Origin of the sequence: Sphingorhabdus profundilacus (assembly GCF_009769755.1) — a bacterium.
Taxonomy (GTDB): domain Bacteria; phylum Pseudomonadota; class Alphaproteobacteria; order Sphingomonadales; family Sphingomonadaceae; genus Sphingorhabdus_B; species Sphingorhabdus_B profundilacus.
The window spans coordinates 1,083,131-1,105,112 of record NZ_SDWJ01000001.1; the positions used below are offsets into that span (position 1 = coordinate 1,083,131).

Genomic DNA, 21,982 nt, shown 5'->3' on the forward strand with positions numbered 1-21,982 from the left:
GGTCCGGTTCATGCGTACTCTTGTCATTGATACCGCGACAAAGGCTTGTTCCGTCGCTTTATTCCATGGCCAAAGCCTGTTGGCCGCCAGCTATGACGTAATTGGCAGAGGTCACGCCGAACACCTGTTGCCACTGATCGCCGCGTTGCCCGAACGTGGCCGGGCCGACCAGATCATGGTTGATGTCGGACCCGGCAGCTTTACTGGCATCAGAATTGGCGTTGCGGCTGCAAAAGCGCTGGGCCTTGCCTGGGAGGTTCCTGTAAATGGCTATGGATGCCTGTCTTTAGTGGCGGCAATGGCGCTCGAAAAATGCCCCGATGCCACGGCGGTCGATATTGTAATGACAGGCGGGCATGGTGAATATTTCTTTGGTAGTTTTAACGCGACCGCTAGTTCCATTTCGCCGACTATATCAATCAAGCCGGATGCCATCTCAGCCAAGTCCCGCGCGCCCCTTATCAGTGGAGATTTTGATCCGAAAATCTTAGGGAAATCATGGATCGATCTTTTACCGGATGCGAAAAAATGGCATTTGATAACTGATTTGCCCATGCTTATGCCCACCCCTGTCTATGGCCGCGCACCGGATGCAAAGCCCCTAATGGTGCCGGCATGATCGAAATCGTCGAGGGCGATGCTGCGGACATTGCATCCATCATGCCCATAATGGGGGATGCGTTCGACCCTTCTTTCGGGGAAGCGTGGACCGCGGCGCAGTGCCTTTCCGCGCTGGCTATGCCGGATTGCCAAATGTTGGTTGCAAAATCCGGAACATCCATTCTTGGTTTCTCGATAAGTCGGTGGGTTTTGGACACGGAAGAACTGCTGATGATTGGTGTTGCACAAAATTGGCAACGGCAGAAAATAGGTAGCTTGTTACTGCAAGAAACCATAAAAAAGGCCTTGATCGGAAATAGAACTCAATTATTTCTTGAATGCCGCGAAGGAAATAACGCGATGGCGTTTTACAGCAACATCGGTTTTGAACCTATTGGCCGTCGTCAAAAATATTATAACAGCATTGAAGGGCAAAGGCCCGATGCAATTACAATGGCTTACAAACTATAGTATTATTGACTTGATGTGACATCGCCTATAACTCGTTTTTTGCTAGTAAAAACAAAAATGGGGTCAAGGAGATTTTAGATGTCACAAGAAAGTATCGATGCAGCGGAATTGCTCATCACTTTAACCGCCGATATAGTTGCGGCACATGTAAGTAATAACAGCGTAGCAGTTTCGGACGTGCCGACATTGATCGGAAATGTACACGCCGCACTCGCCGGATTATCGGCCGAGGTAGTGGTTGCCGAAGCTGCTTTGGAACCTGCTGTACCAATCCGTACTTCAATCAAGAAAGATTATATCGTTTGTCTTGAAGACGGCAAAAAACTGAAAATGCTGAAGCGGCACCTTATGACGCATTATGGCATGACGCCTGAAGATTATCGCGCAAAATGGGGTCTGGCCGCGGACTATCCGATGGTGGCCCCCGCCTACGCCGAACAACGCCGTGTTTTGGCAAAGGCAATTGGACTTGGCCGGGCACCCGGATCGGGCCGCAAGAAAAAGGTAAAATAATAAATACGCTGCCAATAGCAACGTCTTCATTATGAAGAAAAAGTTGAAGGCCGGGTTTTAGCCCGGCCTTTTTCTTTGACGAATCGCGGGGCCGCACTAAACATCGTCAATGATGGACACGAAAATCGATATTGAGGCATTGTGCCAGGAACGCGGCCTCCGCATAACAGACCAACGTCGCGTGATCGCCCGTGTGATATCAGACGCCGTCGACCATCCCGACGTCGAAGAACTTTATCGGCGGTCATCGGCCATCGACCCCAAAATCTCGATCGCAACAGTGTATCGAACGGTGCGCCTGTTCGAAGAAGCAGGGATATTGGATCGCCATGATTTTGGCGATGGCCGCGCGCGTTATGAAGCCTCACCCGAAGCGCATCATGACCATTTAATCGATGTAGAAACCGGCAAAGTTGTCGAATTTGTCGACCCCGAACTTGAGGCACTTCAAAAAATCATTGCCGAACGGCTTGGCTATCGCCTGGTCGATCACCGGATGGAGCTTTATGGCGTCGCCATCGACCGTAAGGATTGATCGGCGTAATCTTGCCGCTTTGATCGCGGGCCAGTTTATGTTCCTTTTCAGGCTTCTGCTGATGATCGGCAGCTTGATCGTCGGCCTTTTGTTACACAATATATGGCGTTTGTTCCGGCAAGATTCGCCTTGGCCGCGGCTTTTTTTGCTCTCGATCAGTTGGACCAGTGGAATAGCCACGGCGACAACCGGTACGCGAATTCGAAGAAACGTCTTTTACGCGGCGAATCATCACAGCTGGATAGATATTCCGGTCATGTCCGGGGTGACCGGCTGCACTTTTGTCGCCAATGATGGTATCGAAAGCTGGCCATTGATCGGCTGGCTTTGCAAAATCAACAATACTATTTTTGTCAGTCGCGAAAACAGGTTAAGCGTTGGCGACCAGGTTGATGAATTGCGTTCAGCCATGACAAGTGACCAGCCGGTAACGATTTTCCCGGAAGGTACCACCCATGACGGCACGGGACTTTTGCCGTTTAAGCCTTCTCTTTTCGCGGCACTTGTCCCTCCTCCCCCCGGCATGTTGGTACAGCCTGTCTATATCAACTATGGTCTCCATACCCGGCGCATCGCGTGGATCGGCGACGAAAAGGTGACCGATAATTTCTGGCGGCTTCTATCCTATCTCAAGCCGATAACCGCGACCCTCCATTTTCTCGACCCTTTTGATCCAGCCCATTATCCTGACCGCAAAGCCATTTCGGCAGAGGTTCGTGCACGTATCGGTTCGGCGATGGAGGCTGGCGGCCCCCTATCGCGCTATGTATAGGCGCTCGTCATGAGCATGAATTCACCCAAAACCTACTCGATCAAAAATTACGGCTGCCAGATGAATGTTTATGATGGCGAGCGGATGGCCGAATTGTTCGATGCACAAGGCATGATCGCGGCCGATGACAAAAATGACGCAGATCTGGTCGTGCTGAACACCTGCCATATTCGCGAAAAAGCGGCTGAGAAGGTCTATTCTGAAATCGGAAGGCTCGGCAAAACGAGCCGAAACCCCGGCGGCCCAATGATCGCAATCGCCGGGTGCGTCGCCCAGGCCGAAGGAAGTGAGATCAGCCGACGTGCCCCAACGGTCGACATTGTTGTGGGACCACAGGCCTATCATAACTTACCGCAAATGATTGCTGATGCCGCCGCCGGTAAAAAGGCGGTGGACCTCGATCTGCCCGGCCTCGACAAATTTTCGCAGCTTCCTTCTTTACGAAAAACAGGGGCATCGGCGTTTTTGACTGTACAGGAAGGCTGCGACAAATTCTGTACCTATTGCGTCGTGCCCTATACCCGCGGCGCCGAAGTATCGCGTAGCTGGCGCGCGCTGATCGACGAGGCCAAGGCACTGGTCGACGGCGGCGCAAAGGAAATCACATTGCTCGGGCAAAATGTGAATGCGTGGACCGGGGAAGATGACACAGGCAAAATGCAGGGGCTGGACGGGCTGATCCGGGCACTGGACCGGGTGGAGGGTATCAAACGGATACGGTACATGACCAGCCACCCCAATGACATGACGGACGGTTTGATTGCGGCGCATGGCGATGTCGAAAAGCTTATGCCTTTCCTGCACCTACCGGTACAGTCAGGGTCAGACCCCATTTTAAAAGCCATGAATCGCAGCCACAGTCGCGATAGCTATCTTGTAATTCTGGACAGGGTCCGGTCCATTCGTCCCGACATCGCGCTTTCGGGAGATTTTATTGTCGGCTTCCCCGGCGAAAGTGACGCGGACTTCGCCGACACACTTAGCCTAGTCAAAACAGTTGGCTACGCACAGGCATTCTCTTTCAAATACAGCCCACGGCCCGGAACACCGGCGGCAGATATGATCGACCAGATACCTTCGGATGTCATGGACCAGCGCCTGCAGCAGTTACAGGCCCAGTTGATGGCAGATCAATCAGCCTTCAACGCCAAAATGGCAGGAACGACCTGTGAAGTGTTGCTTGAAAGACCGGGAAAATTGCCCGGACAATTAATTGGTAAATCTCCGTGGATGCAATCGGTGCATGTGCTTGCGCCAGAGCTTGGTATCGGCGATATTGTGACCGTCGACATTACCGAGTCTGGACCATTAAGTTTGAAAGGCGAACCCGATATGAGAGCAGCGGCCTGAATGGCAAAAAGGGCACAAGCGCAAGCTGGTGATATGTCGCGGCTCGAAATGAGCTTTGACAAACCCCATCTCATCAATTCCGTTTTCGGAGAATTTGACCGAAATCTGGTGACAATTGAAAATCGTTTGGGGGTATATATCTCCGCACGGGGCAACCGCGTGCAGATTGAGGGCGAAGCAGGGGCAACGGCGCGAACCCGCGACATTCTCAACGATATTTATTCAAGAGTGCTTCGAGGTGAAAATATCGATGCAGAAGCCGTTCAGTCGATTATTGCAATGACAGCGGAACCGACGCTGGAAGGCATTGTCCGCAAGGAAGTGTCCGACGCACCCGGAATTATGATCCGCACCCGAAAGAAAACACTCGTTCCCCGTTCCGCAAATCAAGTTCCCTATATGGAAGCCTTGGCCCGCGACGAGATTATCTTTGCACTTGGGCCAGCCGGGACCGGTAAAACATATCTAGCTGTCGCGCAGGCTGTGGCCATGTTGATTACCGGCGCCGTCCAGCGCCTGGTGCTTTCACGTCCTGCCGTCGAAGCAGGCGAACGGCTGGGCTTTTTACCGGGCGATATGAAAGAGAAGGTCGATCCCTATCTGCGTCCTATTTACGACGCTCTCTATGATTGCCTGCCTGCCGAACAGGTCGAAAGGCGAATTGCATCAGGTGAAATCGAAATCGCCCCCATTGCCTTTATGCGCGGTCGCACCTTGGCCGATGCCTTCATCATATTGGATGAGGCGCAGAATACCACGGCGGCACAAATGAAAATGTTTCTTACCCGTTTTGGTATGAACAGCCGGATGGTGATTTGTGGAGACCCTCATCAGGTGGATATTCCCGGCGGTGAACGTATGTCCGGCCTTAACGACGCAGTGCAGCGTCTGGAAGGCGTCGATGGCATTCAAACCATAAGGTTCAACAGCAGCGACGTTGTCCGCCATCCATTGGTCGGACGCATTGTCGATGCTTATGAGGGGCGGGAATGATTGATGTCGAATTGGACATCGGGCTGGAGTGGCGCAACAGCGGGTTCGGACAAGTAGAAGTTGAAAAGGCGGTGGATGCGGCGGTAAAATTTGCCGGGTTACCGGGGCTTTCGGATTATCCTTCGCCAATCGAGGTGAGCATCAAGCTGTCGGACAATGACGAGGTCCACGCCCTTAATCGCGAATGGCGCGATAAGGATAAGCCGACCAATGTCCTGAGCTTTCCCACGTTGGATGACGGTGAATTGAATTCTCTCCGTCACCCTGAACTCGTTTCAGGGTCCATCGCACCTCAAAGACCGGATGGTGAGGCGGCCCAATGGACCCTGAAACAAGTTCAGGGTGACGAGCCGGAGATGGAGTTGCTATTGGGCGACATCATCTTGGCTTATGGCGTTTGCGAGGCCGAAGCCGCCGAAAAGAACATCCCCATTGCCGACCATGCCACACATTTGGTCATACATGGTATGCTACACTTACTTGGTCACGACCATATCGAGGATGACGACGCAGAGGCGATGGAGGCTTTGGAAGTAAAAGCGCTTGCATCAATGGGCCTCCCCAATCCATATAGCGTTTAGCACAGGTAATAAGAGGCACCGATTTTCCCCAATGTCAGAGGGTGACAGTTTTAGCGGTGCAAAAACCGCAACCGACGACGATAGCGACGGACGAATATGGCAGCGGCTAAAAACGATGTTTTTTGGCCGCAATCACGAACCGACGTTACGCGAACAGCTTGAAGAAGCGATCGCCGAACATGAAGAAGATGACGAGGAAAGCCGCCAGTCCGATCAGGACGGCGACCTGACCGCAGTCGAGCGCACGATGCTGCGAAACCTGCTCCATTTCAGCGAACACCGCGTCGACGACGTTATGGTGCCACGCAGTGACATTATCGCCATCGATGAAAGCGCAAGCTTTGCCGAATGCGTTGCCTCGTTCGCCGAACACGGCCACAGCCGCCTGCCCGTCTACTGCGAGACGCTCGATAGAATTACGGGAATGATTCACATCAAGGATATATTCGCGGTGTTGGCGGAAGGCCGGGAAGCGCCAAAAAGCCTTGAAGCCTTCATCCGCCAGCCGCGTTTTGTCCCCCAAAATATGAGCGTCCTCGCACTCCTGGACGAAATGCGCCGCACCCGCACGCACCTCGCCATCGTACTGGACGAATATTCAGGCACCGAAGGTCTCGTCACCATCGAGGACCTGGTCGAGGAAATCGTCGGTGAAATCGAAGACGAACATGATGACGAACCCGAGACCCTGTTCACGCAACTAAGCCCCGAAATGTGGGAAGCCGACGCGCGCGCCGAACTCGACGACTTGGCCGAAGCCATCGACCCGAAACTGGCGCTGATCGACGAGGATGTCGATACTTTAGGTGGGCTGGCGTTCGTAATTGCTGGTCAGGTACCGAATGTCGGCCAGATGCTGCGCCACGAAGCCAGCGGTTGGCGGTTGGAGATACTCGAAGCAGACGAGAAGCGGGTGACGAAGATAAGGCTGTTCGCCCCGGTGCCGGATTTGGACGAAGAGGGCGAGTGATGGGGTTTGGATCAGTGCAATGAACTAAAGACCGCTCTATATCGAAATGCACAAATTTGGTCATTCATGGAGGTCTTTTGATGGCAATGGATCTAGCACGCCAGCTCTTCGAAACAGGCCGATCCCACGCATTGGCATCTGATCTTTTATACAGGTCTGCAATCTTGGATGGTCAAGACAGGCAGTTACCCGATCCGGAACATTTTGCGTTTAACGGTACCTATTCGCTGTCCACGCACTATCTTCTTGGGCTCGGGTTGGAGTTAATGCTCAAGGCCGCAATTGTCGGGTGGGGCGGTGCACAAGACGAGAAGCCTCTGCGAGATATAGGGCACGACCTAATCAAGGCTCTTGATTTAGCGGAAGCAGCAGGTTTCAAGTCCGAAGCGCCAAATCTTCGTGACATTCTAGTTGTCCTGAACGAGCCGTTCAAGCTGCACTGGTTCCGATACGGCCGACCTGACCAATTTGCGCTGCCCGGTAACTTTACGCATATCGTAGCGGCACTTGAGGTTCTTGATGATGAACTTCAAGAGCGTCTTTGGACAGACTAGTTTGGAAGAATGCTACAACACAGCTCTAATCACGCCACCAACTTAACCGCCCTACCCCGCCAGCTTTCGGCGAGCGTTTCAAGTTCCGCCAACGCCTTTAAATCCGCGTTTGCGCCATCCCCCCGATGGCCGCCGCCGATCAGCAGTTTGAATACCCGTGCTATCGCCCAATCATGGCCTGCCTGTTCGACCTGCTCGATCTGGTCCCCTGGCGCGACCTCGCCTTCTTCGATCACGCGGAAGTAACCGCCGCAGCGGCCGGTTTTGATGACCGCGCCCGTCAAGCCATGTACCCCGAAATGATGGTCGATTTTCCAGCAAGGTTGCCGCCCTTGCGCGACCTCGACCAGTGCCTTGCCGATACGGAAACGGTCGCCGATGCGGACTTTATCCTCAGTCAGGCCCGTTGCGCTGATATTCTCACCAAAGGCTCCAGCGGAATCAAGCAGCGGATGCGATATGCCCTCACCTGCAAAATGCGCTATCCATTTTGGGTAATGTTCCACAGGATAAAAATGCACCGCCTTGTCTACGCCGCCATGCACAGTTGGGTCGGCAACCTCATCACCTTCAAATCCTAGCGTTCGCAGCATAACTGGTCGGTGTACAGGGTCGCGCGCCATCGCGCTCATTGTGCCATCGGCGCGGAAAGGCTTTGGACCGCCGATTAGGAGGTTGTCTAAACGAGTCATAATCATAAAGATCCCCTTACCCGTTCGTGTCGAGCGAAGTCGAGACACGCATTCCTTCCATTCTCATTGGCAATCCGCCCTCCGCTGTCTAAAAGCCTATCCATGCAAACCAGCGATCTTCGCATTGCCCTGTTCAGCGGCAATTATAATTATGTCCGCGATGGCGCCAATCAGGCGTTAAACCGGCTTGTCGGATATTTGCTGCGTCAAGGCGCGCAAGTCCGGATATATTCGCCGACCGTTGCCGTCCCCGCCTTTCCACCGACCGGGGATTTGATCAGCGTTCCGTCCATGGCAATTCCCAACCGGCCGGAATACCGCATCCCTTTGTCGCTTTCACGAAATGTCCGGCGCGATCTTGAGGCTTTCGGCCCAAATGTCATCCATATTTCCAGCCCGGATCGGGTTTCACGTCAGGCTGCCCAGTGGGCACGTAACCGCAATTTGCCTGTCCTTTGTTCCGTCCATACGCGGTTCGAAACCTATTTCCGCTATTATAACCTATCATTTATAGAACCATTGGTGGAGGCTTGGCTTCGCAAGCTTTATCGCAAATGTGATGCGCTGGTCGCGCCATCGGAGAGTTTCGCGCAGGTCTTACGCGAACAGCGGATGAATTATGATATTGATATCTGGTCACGTGGTGTGGACCGGGACATTTTCAATCCGCAACGTCGCGATATGGAATGGCGTCGGTCCCAGAATTTGACCGATGATATTCCCGTGATCGGATTTCTTGGTCGGCTGGTAATGGAAAAAGGTCTCGACGTCTTTTCTGATGCTATCGATCAACTCCGTCGCCGCCAAGTGCTACATCAGGTTATGGTCATCGGCGAAGGCCCTGCCCGTGGCTGGTTCGAAAGTCGCCTGCCCCACGCCCGGTTCGTCGGATTTCAAGGCGGAGCCGATCTGGGCCGCGCGGTCGCCTGCATGGACTTGCTGTTCAACCCGAGCGTCACCGAAACTTTCGGCAATGTTACACTTGAAGCAATGGCCTGCGGCCTTCCGGTTGTTGCTGCAAAAGCAACCGGCAGCCAAAGTTTGGTCGAAGACAAGGTCTCTGGACGATTGATCACCCCTGGCGCGATCAACCAGTTTGCAGATGTTTTGCAAAATTATTGTACCAACGCGGAATTGCGTCACCAGCATGGCAATGCGGGGGAATTCCGATCACTCGACTATAGCTGGGATGCGATCAATCAAACGGTGGCTGATACCTATGCACGGCTCATTCGCCAGCGCGCCGCGCGTTCCATGGTCCCGTAATGCCGGATCTCTTTGGGTCACCCGAATTGTCACAGACAACCACGGCCAACGGCCCGCTCGCCGACAGGTTACGACCTACGCAACTTGCCCAGATTATCGGGCAAGAGCATTTGACTGGCAAAAATGGCGCTATCGGGCGAATGGTGGCCGCAGGCAAATTATCATCAATGATCCTGTGGGGACCACCTGGAACGGGAAAAACGAGCATCGCTCGACTGCTCGCCGATGCGGTCGATATGCATTACAAGGCCATTTCGGCCGTGTTTTCCGGGGTCGCCGACCTTAAAAAAGCCTTTGCCGAGGCCGAGACCATGGCGCGCACGGGGAAGAAAACCCTGCTGTTCGTAGATGAAATCCACCGCTTTAACCGCGCGCAACAGGACGGTTTTTTACCCTTTGTAGAAAGCGGCGTGGTGACACTTGTTGGCGCGACTACTGAAAACCCGTCTTTTGAATTAAACGCCGCTTTATTGTCCCGCACACAGGTTATGGTGTTGCACCGGCTTGATGATGCAGCGCTCGATACATTGTTATCGCGGGCAGAAGATGTCGAGCAGCGTCCACTTCCTGTCAAAGCAGATGCCCGATCCGCGTTGGTGTCTAGCGCCGATGGTGATGGTCGATTTTTGCTCAATCAAGCCGAAACGCTTTTTTCAGTTGCGATTGAAAAGCCGCTGGATCCTGTCGCTATGGCCGCCTTGTTGCAAAGAAGGATGCCCGTTTATGACAAGGATCGTGAGGGGCATTACAATCTGATATCTGCGCTGCACAAAAGCCTGCGCGGATCTGATCCTCAGGCGGCGCTTTACTGGATGGCGAGGATGCTGGTTGCGGGTGAGGAACCGCTTTATGTACTGCGCCGCCTTGTCCGTTTTGCGAGCGAAGATATCGGCCTTGCTGACCCGCAGGCGCTGGTCCAATGCCTTGCGGCCAAAGATGCCTATGAATTTCTTGGCAGCCCGGAAGGTGAATTGGCGATTGTTCAGGCTTGCCTTTATCTCGCAACGGCACCCAAATCCAACGCCGCCTATAAAGCCCAGAAGTCCGCCTGGAAAATGGCCCGCGATACAGGCTCTCTGATGCCACCTGCCCATATCCTGAATGCACCGACAAAGCTGATGAAGGATATCGGATATGGAAAGGGCTATGCCTATGACCATGACGCGGAAAATGGATTTTCTGGCGCCAATTATTGGCCCGATGCGGTGACGCCCGTCACTTTATATCACCCCGTAGATCGCGGTTTTGAACACAAGATTGCAGAGCGTCTGCTCCATTGGGACACGCTCCGCAAAAATCGGGGCTAGTCGGCGTTGACCCATCCGCTACCCTATCACCGTTCCACGTCAAATACGTGATATTGTGATGCGAACATATGACCGCTTTGCATGTGTCGACTGGTCTGGCGCCAAGGGCAACAGGCATAAGGGCATCGCGCTTGCCTGGTGTGAACAGGGCACAAAAGCGCCAATACTTGTCGCTCCGCCAGGCAAGCACTGGTCGCGGCAGGACGTTGCCGATTGGTTATTAGCGCAGCAAGACAGTATTCTGATCGGTTTTGATTTCAGCTTCGCCCCTCCTTTTGTCGAACGTGGCAGCTATTTGCCGGGCGAAGCTGTACCTGAAAATGCCCGCGCATTTTGGGCCTATGTCGATGCACAATGCGATGATGTGGATCTTGGGGCGGCATCGCTGCTCGAACAACGGCACCGGGGGCATTTTTACTTTGGTGCAGCAGACGGGCAAAAAGCGGATTTCATGCATTTGCGCCAGTGCGAAGCGCGGTACAATGCCCAAGGGGGCGGAAAACCCTCCACTGTTTATGATGTCATCGGCGCCGCTCAGGTGGCCAAGGCAAGTTTTTCCGGGATGCGTTTTTTGCACCATATCAGCAAGACTTTGCCAATCTGGCCCTTTGATCCCCCTTCCCATAGCGGTCCGCAAATCATCGAAATCTATACCCAGATCGCCGCCCGGGCCGCAGGTATGCGAAAGGGCAGAAGCAAAATCCGTGACCCCATTGCGCTGGACGCAGCGCTTTCGGCATTGGGTTCACAGCCCCATATTCCCATGGATCGCTACACCGACCATGCGACAGATGCGATTTTGACCGCTGCTTGGCTTCGAAAAAACGCGGGAAATCAGGCATTTTGGAATCCGGCCCAATTAAATTTGACGATAGCATCAACAGAGGGCTGGACCTTTGGCGTCATTTGACGCTAAGGGCGCGTGGAATGTGCCGGCTTAGCTCAGTTGGTAGAGCACCTGATTTGTAATCAGGGGGTCACGAGTTCGAACCTTGTAGCCGGCACCATTTCCTGACCTACCTACTTCTTCTGCATCGATCGGAACAGTAGAGGACATTGTCCCAATCCTTCGCCCATTTTTTGCGCCAAGTGAACGGCTTTTCACAAGCCATGCAAATTTTCGACGGAAGATCGGACTTCTTAACCATTTTCGGCATAATATACGTCCGTTCACAAATTGCGGATCAAGGGCACCGTATCATTTTTATCGCACATTCGACTATATTTGCGCTTTGCAAACTATCCAATTGCTGCGCCGCATTTGTGGCGTTATTGAAATTGCAAAGTTTCTTGGTGGGTCATTGACCCACTTGGAAGCGATAAAATAATAATTTCCCCATGGAAAGCCGGAACACCGGCACAAAGATACAACAGGAGAGAGTTTATGAATTTTGCAAATCGGTTGATGAAAGCATCCATGCTATCGACTATTAGCATTGCGTCGCTTGGAATGGGATCCATCGCATACGCACAAGACGCAACACCGCAATCGGAAGAAGCGGCCGCAGACGAAAACGTCATCATCGTAACCGCGACAAAGCGAGAGCAGACGTTGCAGGAAATTCCAATTTCCGTTTCGGTTACCTCGGGTGAGACTATCGAACAGGCTCAAATCCGTGACATACTTGATCTGAAAACGGTGGTGCCTTCATTGCGCGTCAGCCAATTGCAGAATTCTTCATCGTCGACATTCATTATCCGCGGCTTCGGTAATGGCGACAACAATTTCGGGATCGAACCATCGGTTGGCGTTTTCATTGATGGCGTTTTCCGTTCGCGCTCTGCTTCGTCGTTGAACGACCTTGCAAATGTACAACGCATTGAGGTTCTGAACGGACCACAATCGACCCTTTTCGGCAAGAACGCTTCTGCAGGCGTTATTTCGGTTATTACCCGTGCGCCACAGTATGATTTTGGCGGCAGCGTCGAAGCAACTTATGGCAATTTCAATGCCTTCACCATCAAGGGCGATGTAACCGGCCCAATCAGCGAAAATGTCGCATTTTCGGTCGATGCAAGCTATAACCGTCGTGATGGTTACGGAACCATTGTCAATTTAGACGAAGATGTTTCCGATCGTAACCGCTGGACGGCACGTGGCCAGTTGTTGGTAGAACCAAGCGAAAGCCTGAAAATCCGGGCTATCGTCGACTATTCTAACATTGATGAAATCTGCTGCGTTGTTAGCACTTTGGTTGCGGGACCAACTGCACCGGCTGTGTTTGGGGTGGGCGGCGCTTTAAGCACTGATTTCTTCAGCTATGACATTTTTCTGAACCGTCCGCCGGTAAACGAAGTCGACAATTATGGCGGCTCGGTGCAGGTCGATTGGGAATCCGGTCCGATTTCGGTAACTTCGATCAGCTCCTATCGCGAACTGAAAAACTTCGTCGATCAAGATGTCGACTTCACCAGCGCTGATATCGTCAACGAAATTCGTGACCAGCAAGTCGAAACCCTAACCCAAGAGTTCCGGATTACTTCAGATTTCGACGGCCCGATCAACTTCTTGCTCGGTGGTTTCTATTTTGATGAGTCGGTGAAGCAAGACAGCTCGCTTACCGTTGGCGCTGCTGCGCGGCCCTTCTTCTCATTGCTGGCGGGCAATCCGGCCGTCTTCAATGGCGTTGAAGCGGCGCTGGGTCTTCCACAAAATTCGATTTTCTCACCTGGTTTACTTACGTCGGAAGCCTACACTTTGGATAACACATCCTGGTCGGTTTTCGGGACGGTTGATTTTGAGCCAATCGATGGCCTCGTCTTCACTGGTGGCTTCAACTACACCAAAGATAAAAAGGATTTTGCGCTTTCCCAGACTTCGTTTGACGAATTGGGCCAGATCAATTTGGTTGATGCCTTTATCGGGATCGCTACTGGTGGTGCCGTTAGAAATCGTGCCCAGTTCTTGGCGCTACCGGCTGCTAACCAGGCTGCATTGGCTGCTGCTGCTACATCTGCCGCCAATCCGTTCCTTGGACTGGCAGCATTTCAGTTCCAGCCGCCGTTCCTCAACATTCCAAATGCTGTGGAAGATGGCCGGACCCGCGACGATGATCTGAGCTATACCCTTCGTGTAGCCTATGATGTGTCGGACAATATCAACGCGTATTTTAGCTATGCCACCGGTTTCAAAGCCAGCTCGGTAAACCTGTCGCGTGACAGCCGTCCTTCATCCACGGATTTCATTCGCGGTACGCGTGGTTCAAACTTCCTTGCACCACCATCAGCCATTCTTGACGCCGGTCTTGCAGTACCAAATCTGTCGACTGGTTCACGTTTTGCCGGACCAGAAGATGCAGAAGTCTTCGAAATCGGCTTGAAAGCCCAGTTCCCCGGTGTGAGCGTCAACCTCGCTGTGTTTGACCAGTCGCTAAAGGGTTTCCAAAGCTTTTTGTTCACCGGCACCGGTTTCGGTCTGAGCAATGCAGAAGAGCAGTCGGTCCGTGGTTTCGAATTGGATGCGAAGATCAATCCGGCAAAGGGCCTCGCGCTGACTTTCGCTATGACCTATCTTGACCCACTCTTTGATAGCTTCACCGCTGGGCCTCTCGGCGATTTGACCGGCGAGCGGCCTGCTGGTATTCCTGAATACAGCATCTCGACATCGGCCACTTACACCCATGAATTCGGTGGAAGCGGCAATCGCCTGATCACCCGCCTTGATTTCAACCATGAAAGCAATACGCTGATCAACAACGGCTTGCCTACATTTGGTGCGAACAACTTCAAACGCGAAGTTAATCTGGTGAACGCCTCGTCCACCTTTGCTTTGAGCAACGGACTGGAATTGGGACTATGGGCGCGTAACTTGCTCAATGATAAATACATCCTGACAGTTTTCGACGGCGTGGCGCAAAGCGGCACCGTTTCAGGTTATCCGAGCCAGCCGCGTACTTATGGTGCGGTAGCCCGCTTCAAATTCTAAACACCCCAAATTGTGTAAAAAAGAGCCGGGGCAGCATCGCTGCTCCGGCTTTTTCTTTGGGGATTAACGTGGGGAGAGAAAGCAGCATAGGCTATCCGCACCATCCACGAAAAAAGTTTGGAGAGGTTGGGGTCGGATCCGACAATGACCGGCCTTTAGGGGGATCGCCCGCTATTCGGTCGCCCTGAACTTGTTTCACCTGCGGTGACTGCGTTTCAGCGTCTTAGGATCAGGACCTATTAAATGCAGTCACCGCAGGTGAAACAAGTTCAGGGCGACGTAATTAAAAGTTCACGAAGACGAGATCACGACTACTCTGATTACACGCCCGCTTCGCGTCTTCTCAAGAAACGCACCGACCGTAAACCATATCAGAAAATGGTGCCCGAGGGCGGATTTGAACCACCGACACGCGGATTTTCAATCCGCTGCTCTACCCCTGAGCTACTCGGGCTACACAGCAAAAACCGTGTGGGAGCGCAGCCTATAGAGAGGCGATATACCCCTTGGCAAGCGCAAAATCAGTCTCTTTCATCCCTGTCGATGCTATCTTGATAATCAGCTGCCGGTCCCGCCAGGCGATAGCCTTCATCCAACCATTTCAACAGGTCTCTGTCCTTGCACCCTTGGCTACAAAATGGCTTGAAATCGGCGCTTTGCGCTTTTTTACACAAGGGGCATTGATTAGCTCTGCGCGACATGGACATGTCCATAGCCCGTCATCCCGCGCTCTACAACGATCGACATGGCTGCGCCGGTAATCCTTTCACATTCTGTACGCAGCTCCTGCCATTTTGATGACAGCATCAAGCTGGCGATATTTTCGCTGGTGGTAACAATGCGTGGTCCAAAACCCGATGATCGCGCGACATCCCTATAGAGCCACAATGCCTGTGTTTCGTCGGACAAAGCGCCAATCCTTGCACCGAACAGCTGGTCAAGTACGGAAGGCCTGGGTCGGCTTCGGACAATCTGCATCAGGCCGAACCCGTTGATGGCACTGCGTTCAAACGCCCTGCCATCCGGCACAGATGCGGCATCGAAAATATCCGCAATATCTTGCCGCCTTGATTTAGAATCAACAGCTACAAAATCAACAATTGCCATTCCGCCAATCTGGTATAGCCTCAATAAACGTGCGATTTCCCGTGCAGCCACGGCGTTGATCGCAAAAGGATCACCGATGCCGTCGACGTCAAAAACAAGGCCGGCTTTAGTCCGTTGAAAATGCACCGTCACATCGCCTATGCGGGATGATCCCGCCATTGCACTGTCAAAACTTTCACCAAAGGGCTTAATGATCGGGGCAGCGCCGCTTATATCCAAATTTTGCAATCGGTCAGCCCATAGGCTGTTCACGTCGGTCATTGGCAGCGCATCTAAAATTTCGCGACCTTCTGCCGGTTTTAACCGTCCCGGTTCCGCTATGCTTTCTCGAGTGATTTGAAATAAAATCGGTGCACCGTCGGTTTTACCGGTATTTGCCCGGACCAACACTTCAAATCCGTTATCGCCTATGACATAGCTGCCAGTTGGCGTTTGCCGATCTATACGACCCGCACCGACCATCCCCAAAATCGGGTGTAAATCGCGCTGGATGTGAATTTCGACGATTTCATTGTTCACAACCAATGCAGCGCGGCGTTCGCCGGGTGCGTCGTCGGTCCATATTTCAATCAAGCCGGTATCCCGATGCCCGTAGCAAGGTGCGCGTCTCATAAAGTGGCAAGCCGACGACGCCGGAATGACTTCCGGCCATCCAATCGATCAAAGCCTCGGCCCTGCCCTGTATGGCGTAACCACCAGCCTTGCCCAACCCTTCGCCACAATCGATGTAGCTTTGAATCTCATCTGCCCCCAAACGTTTGAAGCGCACGATGCTGTCGCAAATGCAGCTACGCATCCGCCCGTCTACATCAATGATGGCAACCGCGCTCAGAACATGATGCCGCCGCCCGCTGAGCAGTTCAAGAAAGCCCCGCTGCATCTCCCCATCGGCAGCTTGTTGCAGGATTCGGCGGCCGACGGCTACCGTCGTGTCGCCTGCGATGACAATTTCATCCACCCCACGTGACACCGCCACCGCCTTTTCTTCGGCCATTCGCAAGGCATATATGCGCGGCACTTCGCCTTTGCGTGGGGATTCATCGATATCCGGAGACGCAATACGATCCGGCACCACGCCTAAACGCGCCAACAGGTCGCGCCGGCGAGGGCTGGATGAAGCCAGAACAAGTTTCGGGTTCAGACCCAAGGTCTGCGCCGTCTTACTTAAAGCGGTAAGTGATCCGGCCTTTGGTCAGATCATAAGGGGTGAGCTCGCACAAAACCTCGTCACCCACGAGCACGCGGATGCGATTTTTACGCATTTTGCCAGCGGTATGGCCCAATACTTCATGGCCATTTTCCAGCTCGACACGAAACATGGCGTTGGGCAGCAATTCGCGCACCGTGCCACGCATTTCGAGTAATTCTTCTTTTGCCATTCGGCCCCTTAAAATGCTTGAATTTCCAATGTTGCAGCGCCCTTAGCCGGTATAAGTGCAAAAGGAAAGAGGCACCGCACAAAAGCCGTATTGCGACAAATCGTGACAAAGTTCATCTTTATTACTAGTTCTTAATCCTAAATACTCATCAGCCATAAATCAAAAATCAGAGTTTCTCCCCCACATGAAACGATATTCTTTAGGCACGCTATTGCTTGTTTCCACGGCGGCACCGGCTTGGGCCATCAGTGACTCGCCACCGTCCGGTACCGGCGTCCAGCAACTGGTCGAGGAGGGCGAACTCGACACAAGTGACGAAATCGTTGTTACAGCCGAACGAATCCGTGGGTCGGTTGATACCGATGTCCCACCTGTCGAGCAGTTAAACGAAGCAGATATTGCCGCGGTCGGCGCATCGTCGCTGACCGAATTGGTAGCCGCGGTGGCCCCACAAGCCAGTTCGGGGCGCGGCCGAGGCGGCGGCCAACCGATTATCCTACTGAACGGACAACGCATTTCGGGATTCCGGGAACTGCGCGATTTACCGCCCGAGGCAGTCAAGCAGGTGCAGATATTCCCCGAAGAAGTGGCGCTAAAATACGGATTTCGTCCCGATCAACGGGTTATCAACTTCATTCTGAAAGACAATTTTTCGTCATTTTCAACCGAAATTGAACATGCCCAACCGCAGGAAGGTGGTTTTGGCAGCAATCAATTTGAAACGACCTTCACCCGCATCGGCCCAAATACCCGGATAAACCTTGATGTTGAAATTGAGCGGCAAACGCGACTGACCGAGTTCGAGCGTGACCTTATTTCCGCAGACAATTCCTTGCTGGCACGCGACGGTAACATCAGCGGGATAACGCCCAATGGCGAAATTTCACCAGCGCTTTCCGCACTTGCCGGTTCTATCGTGACTCAGGCCGGCGTCCCGGTCGGGGTAAGCAACCCGACATTATCGCAATTTGCATCTACGGCAGATATTCTTAATAGTGGTGATATTGGTCAATTTAGAACCCTGTTGCCACAATCCGAGCGACTGGAGGCCAATGGAAGCTGGAGCTATCTGCTCGCACCGCAGTCGATCATATCACTCAATGTAAATTATGCGCTTAATGGCAGCACAGCTTTGCTCGGCCTTCCTGGTGCAACCTTCGTGCTTCCCGGAAGCAGCCGGTTTTCACCGTTTGGCAATGATGTCACGATCAACCGCTATTTCGACACACCACGCCCTCTCGAACGTGAAAGCGAGGTGCATACATTTCAGACAGGCGGAACTTTCAACCATTTAGTCAGTGGTTGGCGCTGGACCGTGACCGGAAATTATGCACGGACAGATACACAGACACGAACGACAAGGGCTGTTGATTTTGCACCTTTGCAAGCGGCAGTTTTGTCAGGTGCAGCCAATCCTTTTTCACAAGATTTCGGCGCGGACCTGCTTTTCCTGGCACCTGATCTAGCCAACACGCTCGTCCAGAATATCGAGACCCGCAGCACAATCGCCGGATCGCCCTTCACCTTGCCCGCTGGCGAAGTTCAGATGACATTCGCCTCCGGGTTCACCCGGCAAATGCTGGACAGCGATACATTTCGTCTGGGCGCGAATACAGATGTATCGCTTCGGCGAACGATTTTCAGTCACTCGGTCAATGCCGAGCTGCCCCTGACAGGATCGGATTTTGGCATTGGACGCGTAATTGGTGAGTGGGCTATCAATGGCAATATCGGATTTAGCGATCTGTCCGACTTTGGCCAATTGACCGAATATGGTGCCGGATTGCGCTGGTCGCCCGCCAAAAACCTGACATTTCAGGCTTCCATCACTGGCGATGAAAATGCACCCGGTATCAATCAGCTGGGCAATCCGGTCATCGCAACGCCCAATGTGGCCATTTTTGATTTTGCCACCGGGCAAAGCCAGTTCATCACGATTGTTAGCGGCGGAAATCCGACGCTGATCGGGGAAAGCCGCCGCGATCTTATTTTAAATGCGAGCTGGAATCCCGTCTTTGTCAAAGATCTTGGAATCCAGCTTAGCTATTTCAAAAATAACAGCCGCAACACGACCGCAAATTTCCCGCTGCTAACACCAGAGATTGAAGCCGCATTTCCCGGCCGCGCCACCCGCGGCGCCAACGGGGAATTGCTTAGCATTGATCAGCGGCCCGTCAATTTTGACCGTGAACAATCCCAACGGCTTCGCCTTGGCTTCAACATATCGGGCTCCATCGGGCCTCAGTCGCAAGGGCGCGGGCCAATGGGTGGTTCGCCCGGTGCCAGCAACCCCGGCGGCGGGCGCCCGCCTGGCGCAGGGGGGCCGCGCGGCGGTGGCGGCGGCTTTGGTCCAGGCGGCGGCATGCCAAGCCGATGGAGCCTTGCGCTCACCCATATTTACCGCATTCAGGAACGAATAGTGATCCAGCCCGGTGTCCCTGTGCTCGACCTGCTGAATGGTTCGGCCGTGAACAGCAATGGCGGCGCATCAAGGCACGAAGTCGAATTATCTGGCGGTGTGTTCCACAAAGGCTTTGGTATGCGGTTACAAGGCACATATAAAAGCGGCACCACTGCGAACGGTACTGGCCTTCCGGGTAGCAATGATTTGCGATTTAGCGGCGTGGCAGCCATCAACGCGTTCTTTTTTGTAAATCTGGATCAACAGGCCCGAATGGTAAAGGCGGCTCCTTTTTTGAAAGGCAGCCGGATTGTGCTGCGTGTGGAAAACATCTTGAATGATGTTATCGATGTGCGGGATCAGAATGGCGATGTGCCGTTGGGGTTTCAACCAGCGTATCTTGATCCGCGCGGCCGGGTATTTGAATTCAGTTTTCGAAAGAGATTTTAGCCACGAAGCTTTCGCAATATGCGCCAAGCGATCGCCTTCCCCCGATTTTGCGCGGGGAAGCGTCCGGGTGCACGAGGCGAGGCGCCCCATTTTCGCAACATATGATTGAATGCGCGCGCATCGGCCTCAGCAAAGCTCCAGTCACTGCGCCACGTTATCGAAAGGGAGATCGATACCGCAGTTCCATTTTTTACATGATGCGGGGCCATGACCGGAACAAATAGCCCCTGCCCTGGATGTAATGGCCATTCGGTTCCGCCAACGGAGAGGTCATCATGCCACACCAGATTCCGGTGGCCACCGGTGTGATATCCTTCATGGGTTTCATCCGGCGCATATAAGGGATCACCAGCCGGGAACTGTGTCATCACTTTGGTACCGGATAATTGCAGCAGGATATTATGTTCCGGATCAAAATGATAAGGCGTGACCGCGTTTGGACTGGACACAAAAATAAAACCCTGCGGCTTTAGCATATTTCCTGTCTTGGCCTCGATTTGGGGCTTCAATTCGTTTAGTAATTCCAGAAGCAATGCAGCATAATCGGGAATCTGCTCAATATTTTTCAATACAGCCCAACTGCCGCTGGTGTTGGCATTTCTTATCGTATCCCCGATATTCATTCCATTCGCCGGCACATGCTGCGGATCAATTCCGACCGGCAAATCCCCCTTATTATATTCAACCGATGGAGCAGGCAAAGCTTCCCCCAGCACCGCGAGCGCATCCAATGACAAAAGCGGATGTGCCCGCAGATTATGGGCGATGATATGTGGTATTTCGGGATAGGCTTCGGCAAATTTCTGCCGCGCTTCGTTCTCGAAGATCGGCTTCATGTATCGTCTCCTGCACCATTTACCTGTTCCATGGTCGCAACCGGCACCGCGTTTCGGGCTAATTCTGTGTTGAGAAACGCCCCGAAAATCGCCCTTCGACCTGCTCCGCCTATAGCGACCGAATAGCGTCCAATGGTGCGACGTCCGGTCCAGATACTATCGATCATCGGATGCCCCGGTGCAGCGCAACTGTCGCACCACGCGATGTCCGGACGGTCGAGCATCGCCAGATTTTCAATTTGCAACAAAACACCCGGCGAAAATCTGGCATAATCTTCGTCAAAGGCTGTTTTAAAGGAAAAGCAGCCCGACGCTGATATGAAGTTAACCAGCATAGCCAGAGGCTTGCCCTCGAGACGCAAGTCCAACCGTTCGAGTTTACCCGCAACGCAAGCGGCCGCCAGCACTTCAATAAACATGTTCCTGGTCGCTGGAGCACTTGCCAGTGCTGATCCGCTCCGGCCTTTCCACCCGCGCTGCTCCAGAGTTAGAAACTCCTCTGTCCACGCCGCAATTCCCGTACCACTTTGATCTCGAGAGAATGTCAAAGCACCCATTTCTGCCAGCCGGCTTTTCTGCCGCCGAAGCTCTTTGCGCTTTTTGGCACGCACGGCATTTTCGAAATAGCTGTCAGGCGTCAAACCACTTTCCAGAAATGCGCGCTCGGTTCGGTGTACCAATGCGAAACGTCTGCCAGTATTGGCGCAGACATTTTCCAAAGCACGCGCCACAGTCCCGCCGATATTCAATCCGTTGATGTGCAGAAATAGGGATTGTCCTGGATCATTGTCGAGGCACGCCAACATTTCGGTCCAAAATTGGTCTTCATATCCTGCCCGTACAATCGGAGTGCCGAGAAATGCATTGTGGTGAAGCCAATTTTGCACATGTGGCATAGGCCAACGGCCATAACGCTGCTGGGTTGACAGGGGCATCAATCCACACAGCCGATCACGGTCCCAAAGTGAAAATAGTTTGACCCGTCCGAAGGCGTCAAACTGATCCAGCGCGGGGCGCAAAAACCAGCTTTCGGTAAATATATTGGGCTCGGCGGCATTGTCGCCAAGGTCACGCCAGGCGGCGACAAAGCAACCGTCAGCCGCGTCCCGCCAGCTCGATAGCTGGTGGCTGAATACCCCTGCCCTTTTAGTGGCATCCTTTGCCCGCGTCGCCATATTGCCCCTTGCCCCGAACGTCGGAATTCGCCGTAACAGCAAGCGGCAAAGAATTTGCTAATGACCCACGAAAAAACCCCGCCGAATTCACATTCAGCGGGGTTT

23 protein-coding genes and 2 tRNA genes are annotated in these 21,982 nt (G+C 53.2%); 16 read left to right on the plus strand and 9 right to left on the minus strand.

What is annotated here, in order from left to right; translation table 11 throughout:
• Nucleotides 1-10: 10 nt before the first annotated feature.
• The 10 genes from tsaB (at nt 11) to EUU23_RS05040 (ending at nt 7,339) form a co-directional block, all read left to right on the plus strand.
• Complete coding sequence (tsaB, locus tag EUU23_RS04995) at nt 11-619, plus strand: tRNA (adenosine(37)-N6)-threonylcarbamoyltransferase complex dimerization subunit type 1 TsaB (protein WP_160352973.1); 609 nt, start codon at nt 11-13, stop codon at nt 617-619.
• Nucleotides 616-1,071 carry a GNAT family N-acetyltransferase gene (locus tag EUU23_RS05000; RefSeq protein WP_160352974.1) on the plus strand — a complete coding sequence of 152 codons (456 nt, stop codon included), beginning with the start codon at nt 616-618 and terminating at the stop codon, nt 1,069-1,071. Before tsaB ends, EUU23_RS05000 begins: the two co-directional genes overlap by 4 nt.
• 78 nt (nt 1,072-1,149) lie before the next feature.
• Nucleotides 1,150-1,584, plus strand: a complete 435-nt coding sequence (locus tag EUU23_RS05005) for a Ros/MucR family transcriptional regulator (RefSeq protein WP_160352975.1) — start codon at nt 1,150-1,152, stop codon at nt 1,582-1,584.
• Between the two features lie 112 nt (nt 1,585-1,696).
• On the plus strand, nt 1,697-2,119 hold the full coding sequence (locus EUU23_RS05010) for a Fur family transcriptional regulator (RefSeq protein ID WP_160353547.1): 423 nt from the start codon (nt 1,697-1,699) through the stop codon (nt 2,117-2,119).
• Nucleotides 2,091-2,891, plus strand: coding sequence for a lysophospholipid acyltransferase family protein (locus EUU23_RS05015; protein ID WP_246156102.1), 801 nt, complete (start codon nt 2,091-2,093; stop codon nt 2,889-2,891). The genes EUU23_RS05010 and EUU23_RS05015 overlap by 29 nt, the downstream gene beginning before the upstream one ends.
• 9 nt (nt 2,892-2,900) lie before the next feature.
• On the plus strand, nt 2,901-4,241 hold the full coding sequence (gene miaB, locus EUU23_RS05020) for a tRNA (N6-isopentenyl adenosine(37)-C2)-methylthiotransferase MiaB (protein ID WP_160352976.1): 1,341 nt from the start codon (nt 2,901-2,903) through the stop codon (nt 4,239-4,241).
• Complete coding sequence (locus EUU23_RS05025) at nt 4,242-5,234, plus strand: PhoH family protein (protein ID WP_160352977.1); 993 nt, start codon at nt 4,242-4,244, stop codon at nt 5,232-5,234. It abuts the gene before it with no gap.
• Nucleotides 5,231-5,815, plus strand: coding sequence for an rRNA maturation RNase YbeY (gene ybeY, locus EUU23_RS05030; RefSeq protein WP_160352978.1), 585 nt, complete (start codon nt 5,231-5,233; stop codon nt 5,813-5,815). Before EUU23_RS05025 ends, ybeY begins: the two co-directional genes overlap by 4 nt.
• 31 nt (nt 5,816-5,846) lie before the next feature.
• Complete coding sequence (locus EUU23_RS05035; RefSeq protein WP_160352979.1) at nt 5,847-6,785, plus strand: hemolysin family protein; 939 nt, start codon at nt 5,847-5,849, stop codon at nt 6,783-6,785.
• 80 nt (nt 6,786-6,865) lie between these two features.
• Complete coding sequence (locus tag EUU23_RS05040; protein ID WP_160352980.1) at nt 6,866-7,339, plus strand: hypothetical protein; 474 nt, start codon at nt 6,866-6,868, stop codon at nt 7,337-7,339.
• 29 nt (nt 7,340-7,368) lie between these two features.
• On the opposite strand, the gene EUU23_RS05045 is transcribed toward EUU23_RS05040, so the two are convergent.
• Nucleotides 7,369-8,031 (minus strand): MOSC domain-containing protein, encoded by a 663-nt coding sequence (locus EUU23_RS05045; protein WP_160352981.1) that lies wholly within the window; start codon nt 8,029-8,031, stop codon nt 7,369-7,371.
• Between the two features lie 102 nt (nt 8,032-8,133).
• On the opposite strand from EUU23_RS05045, the gene EUU23_RS05050 reads away from it, so the two are divergent.
• The 4 genes from EUU23_RS05050 (at nt 8,134) to EUU23_RS05065 (ending at nt 11,611) form a co-directional block, all read left to right on the plus strand.
• Nucleotides 8,134-9,297, plus strand: coding sequence for a glycosyltransferase family 4 protein (locus tag EUU23_RS05050; RefSeq protein ID WP_160352982.1), 1,164 nt, complete (start codon nt 8,134-8,136; stop codon nt 9,295-9,297).
• Nucleotides 9,297-10,604 carry a replication-associated recombination protein A gene (locus EUU23_RS05055; protein ID WP_160352983.1) on the plus strand — a complete coding sequence of 436 codons (1,308 nt, stop codon included), beginning with the start codon at nt 9,297-9,299 and terminating at the stop codon, nt 10,602-10,604. The genes EUU23_RS05050 and EUU23_RS05055 overlap by 1 nt, the downstream gene beginning before the upstream one ends.
• Before the next feature lie 58 nt (nt 10,605-10,662).
• A complete protein-coding gene (locus EUU23_RS05060) occupies nt 10,663-11,514 on the plus strand; it encodes a hypothetical protein (protein WP_160353549.1) in 852 nt (283 codons plus the stop codon).
• 21 nt (nt 11,515-11,535) lie between these two features.
• Nucleotides 11,536-11,611: transfer RNA gene (locus EUU23_RS05065), tRNA-Thr, on the plus strand.
• Nucleotides 11,612-11,620: 9 nt separating this feature from the next.
• Here the strand turns inward: EUU23_RS05065 and EUU23_RS05070 are convergent.
• Nucleotides 11,621-11,761 (minus strand): DUF2256 domain-containing protein, encoded by a 141-nt coding sequence (locus tag EUU23_RS05070; protein ID WP_160352984.1) that lies wholly within the window; start codon nt 11,759-11,761, stop codon nt 11,621-11,623.
• Nucleotides 11,762-11,988: 227 nt separating this feature from the next.
• On the opposite strand from EUU23_RS05070, the gene EUU23_RS05075 reads away from it, so the two are divergent.
• Entirely contained in the window at nt 11,989-14,529 is a 2,541-nt protein-coding gene (locus EUU23_RS05075) for a TonB-dependent receptor (RefSeq protein ID WP_160352985.1), read from the plus strand.
• A 379-nt stretch (nt 14,530-14,908) separates the two neighbouring features.
• On the opposite strand, the gene EUU23_RS05080 is transcribed toward EUU23_RS05075, so the two are convergent.
• The 5 genes from EUU23_RS05080 to infA form a co-directional block, all read right to left on the minus strand.
• Nucleotides 14,909-14,983 (minus strand) — tRNA-Phe (locus EUU23_RS05080).
• Between the two features lie 67 nt (nt 14,984-15,050).
• Complete coding sequence (locus EUU23_RS05085; RefSeq protein WP_343032680.1) at nt 15,051-15,242, minus strand: DNA gyrase inhibitor YacG; 192 nt, start codon at nt 15,240-15,242, stop codon at nt 15,051-15,053.
• Nucleotides 15,214-16,209, minus strand: a complete 996-nt coding sequence (locus EUU23_RS05090) for a ribonuclease E/G (RefSeq protein WP_160352986.1) — start codon at nt 16,207-16,209, stop codon at nt 15,214-15,216. Before EUU23_RS05090 ends, EUU23_RS05085 begins: the two co-directional genes overlap by 29 nt.
• Nucleotides 16,202-16,777, minus strand: a complete 576-nt coding sequence (locus EUU23_RS05095) for a Maf family protein (protein WP_160353551.1) — start codon at nt 16,775-16,777, stop codon at nt 16,202-16,204. Before EUU23_RS05095 ends, EUU23_RS05090 begins: the two co-directional genes overlap by 8 nt.
• A gap of 19 nt (nt 16,778-16,796) precedes the next feature.
• On the minus strand, nt 16,797-17,015 hold the full coding sequence (gene infA, locus EUU23_RS05100) for a translation initiation factor IF-1 (RefSeq protein WP_125230427.1): 219 nt from the start codon (nt 17,013-17,015) through the stop codon (nt 16,797-16,799).
• Nucleotides 17,016-17,199: 184 nt separating this feature from the next.
• Here infA and EUU23_RS05105 point away from each other — a divergent pair, with 184 nt between their 5' ends.
• Nucleotides 17,200-19,866: a TonB-dependent receptor gene (locus EUU23_RS05105; RefSeq protein WP_160352987.1), complete on the plus strand. Its 2,667-nt coding sequence runs from the start codon at nt 17,200-17,202 to the stop codon at nt 19,864-19,866.
• Here the strand turns inward: EUU23_RS05105 and EUU23_RS05110 are convergent.
• Both EUU23_RS05110 and EUU23_RS05115 read right to left on the minus strand, forming a co-directional pair.
• Entirely contained in the window at nt 19,863-20,702 is an 840-nt protein-coding gene (locus EUU23_RS05110) for a cupin domain-containing protein (protein WP_160352988.1), read from the minus strand. The two genes, EUU23_RS05105 and EUU23_RS05110, sit on opposite strands and share 4 nt — an antisense overlap.
• Nucleotides 20,699-21,877, minus strand: a complete 1,179-nt coding sequence (locus EUU23_RS05115; protein ID WP_160352989.1) for a GNAT family N-acetyltransferase — start codon at nt 21,875-21,877, stop codon at nt 20,699-20,701. Before EUU23_RS05115 ends, EUU23_RS05110 begins: the two co-directional genes overlap by 4 nt.
• Nucleotides 21,878-21,982: the final 105 nt, after the last annotated feature.

Bases quoted from the DNA above. Each gene is read 5' to 3' on its own strand.
- EUU23_RS05085 (WP_343032680.1), bottom strand. From the start codon at position 15,242: ATGGACATGTCCATGTCGCGCAGAGCTAATCAATGCCCCTTGTGTAAA.
- miaB (WP_160352976.1), top strand. From the start codon at position 2,901: ATGAGCATGAATTCACCCAAAACCTACTCGATCAAAAATTACGGCTGC.
- infA (WP_125230427.1), bottom strand. From the start codon at position 17,015: ATGGCAAAAGAAGAATTACTCGAAATGCGTGGCACGGTGCGCGAATTG.
- EUU23_RS05025 (WP_160352977.1), top strand. From the start codon at position 4,242: ATGGCAAAAAGGGCACAAGCGCAAGCTGGTGATATGTCGCGGCTCGAA.
- EUU23_RS05105 (WP_160352987.1), top strand. From the start codon at position 17,200: ATGAAACGATATTCTTTAGGCACGCTATTGCTTGTTTCCACGGCGGCA.
- EUU23_RS05050 (WP_160352982.1), top strand. From the start codon at position 8,134: ATGCAAACCAGCGATCTTCGCATTGCCCTGTTCAGCGGCAATTATAAT.
- EUU23_RS05005 (WP_160352975.1), top strand. From the start codon at position 1,150: ATGTCACAAGAAAGTATCGATGCAGCGGAATTGCTCATCACTTTAACC.
- EUU23_RS05015 (WP_246156102.1), top strand. From the start codon at position 2,091: ATGGCGTCGCCATCGACCGTAAGGATTGATCGGCGTAATCTTGCCGCT.
- EUU23_RS05040 (WP_160352980.1), top strand. From the start codon at position 6,866: ATGGCAATGGATCTAGCACGCCAGCTCTTCGAAACAGGCCGATCCCAC.
- tsaB (WP_160352973.1), top strand. From the start codon at position 11: ATGCGTACTCTTGTCATTGATACCGCGACAAAGGCTTGTTCCGTCGCT.
- EUU23_RS05045 (WP_160352981.1), bottom strand. From the start codon at position 8,031: ATGACTCGTTTAGACAACCTCCTAATCGGCGGTCCAAAGCCTTTCCGC.
- EUU23_RS05060 (WP_160353549.1), top strand. From the start codon at position 10,663: ATGCGAACATATGACCGCTTTGCATGTGTCGACTGGTCTGGCGCCAAG.
- EUU23_RS05115 (WP_160352989.1), bottom strand. From the start codon at position 21,877: ATGGCGACGCGGGCAAAGGATGCCACTAAAAGGGCAGGGGTATTCAGC.
- ybeY (WP_160352978.1), top strand. From the start codon at position 5,231: ATGATTGATGTCGAATTGGACATCGGGCTGGAGTGGCGCAACAGCGGG.
- EUU23_RS05075 (WP_160352985.1), top strand. From the start codon at position 11,989: ATGAATTTTGCAAATCGGTTGATGAAAGCATCCATGCTATCGACTATT.
- EUU23_RS05000 (WP_160352974.1), top strand. From the start codon at position 616: ATGATCGAAATCGTCGAGGGCGATGCTGCGGACATTGCATCCATCATG.
- EUU23_RS05055 (WP_160352983.1), top strand. From the start codon at position 9,297: ATGCCGGATCTCTTTGGGTCACCCGAATTGTCACAGACAACCACGGCC.
- EUU23_RS05035 (WP_160352979.1), top strand. From the start codon at position 5,847: ATGTCAGAGGGTGACAGTTTTAGCGGTGCAAAAACCGCAACCGACGAC.
- EUU23_RS05010 (WP_160353547.1), top strand. From the start codon at position 1,697: ATGGACACGAAAATCGATATTGAGGCATTGTGCCAGGAACGCGGCCTC.
- EUU23_RS05110 (WP_160352988.1), bottom strand. From the start codon at position 20,702: ATGAAGCCGATCTTCGAGAACGAAGCGCGGCAGAAATTTGCCGAAGCC.
- EUU23_RS05070 (WP_160352984.1), bottom strand. From the start codon at position 11,761: ATGCCGAAAATGGTTAAGAAGTCCGATCTTCCGTCGAAAATTTGCATG.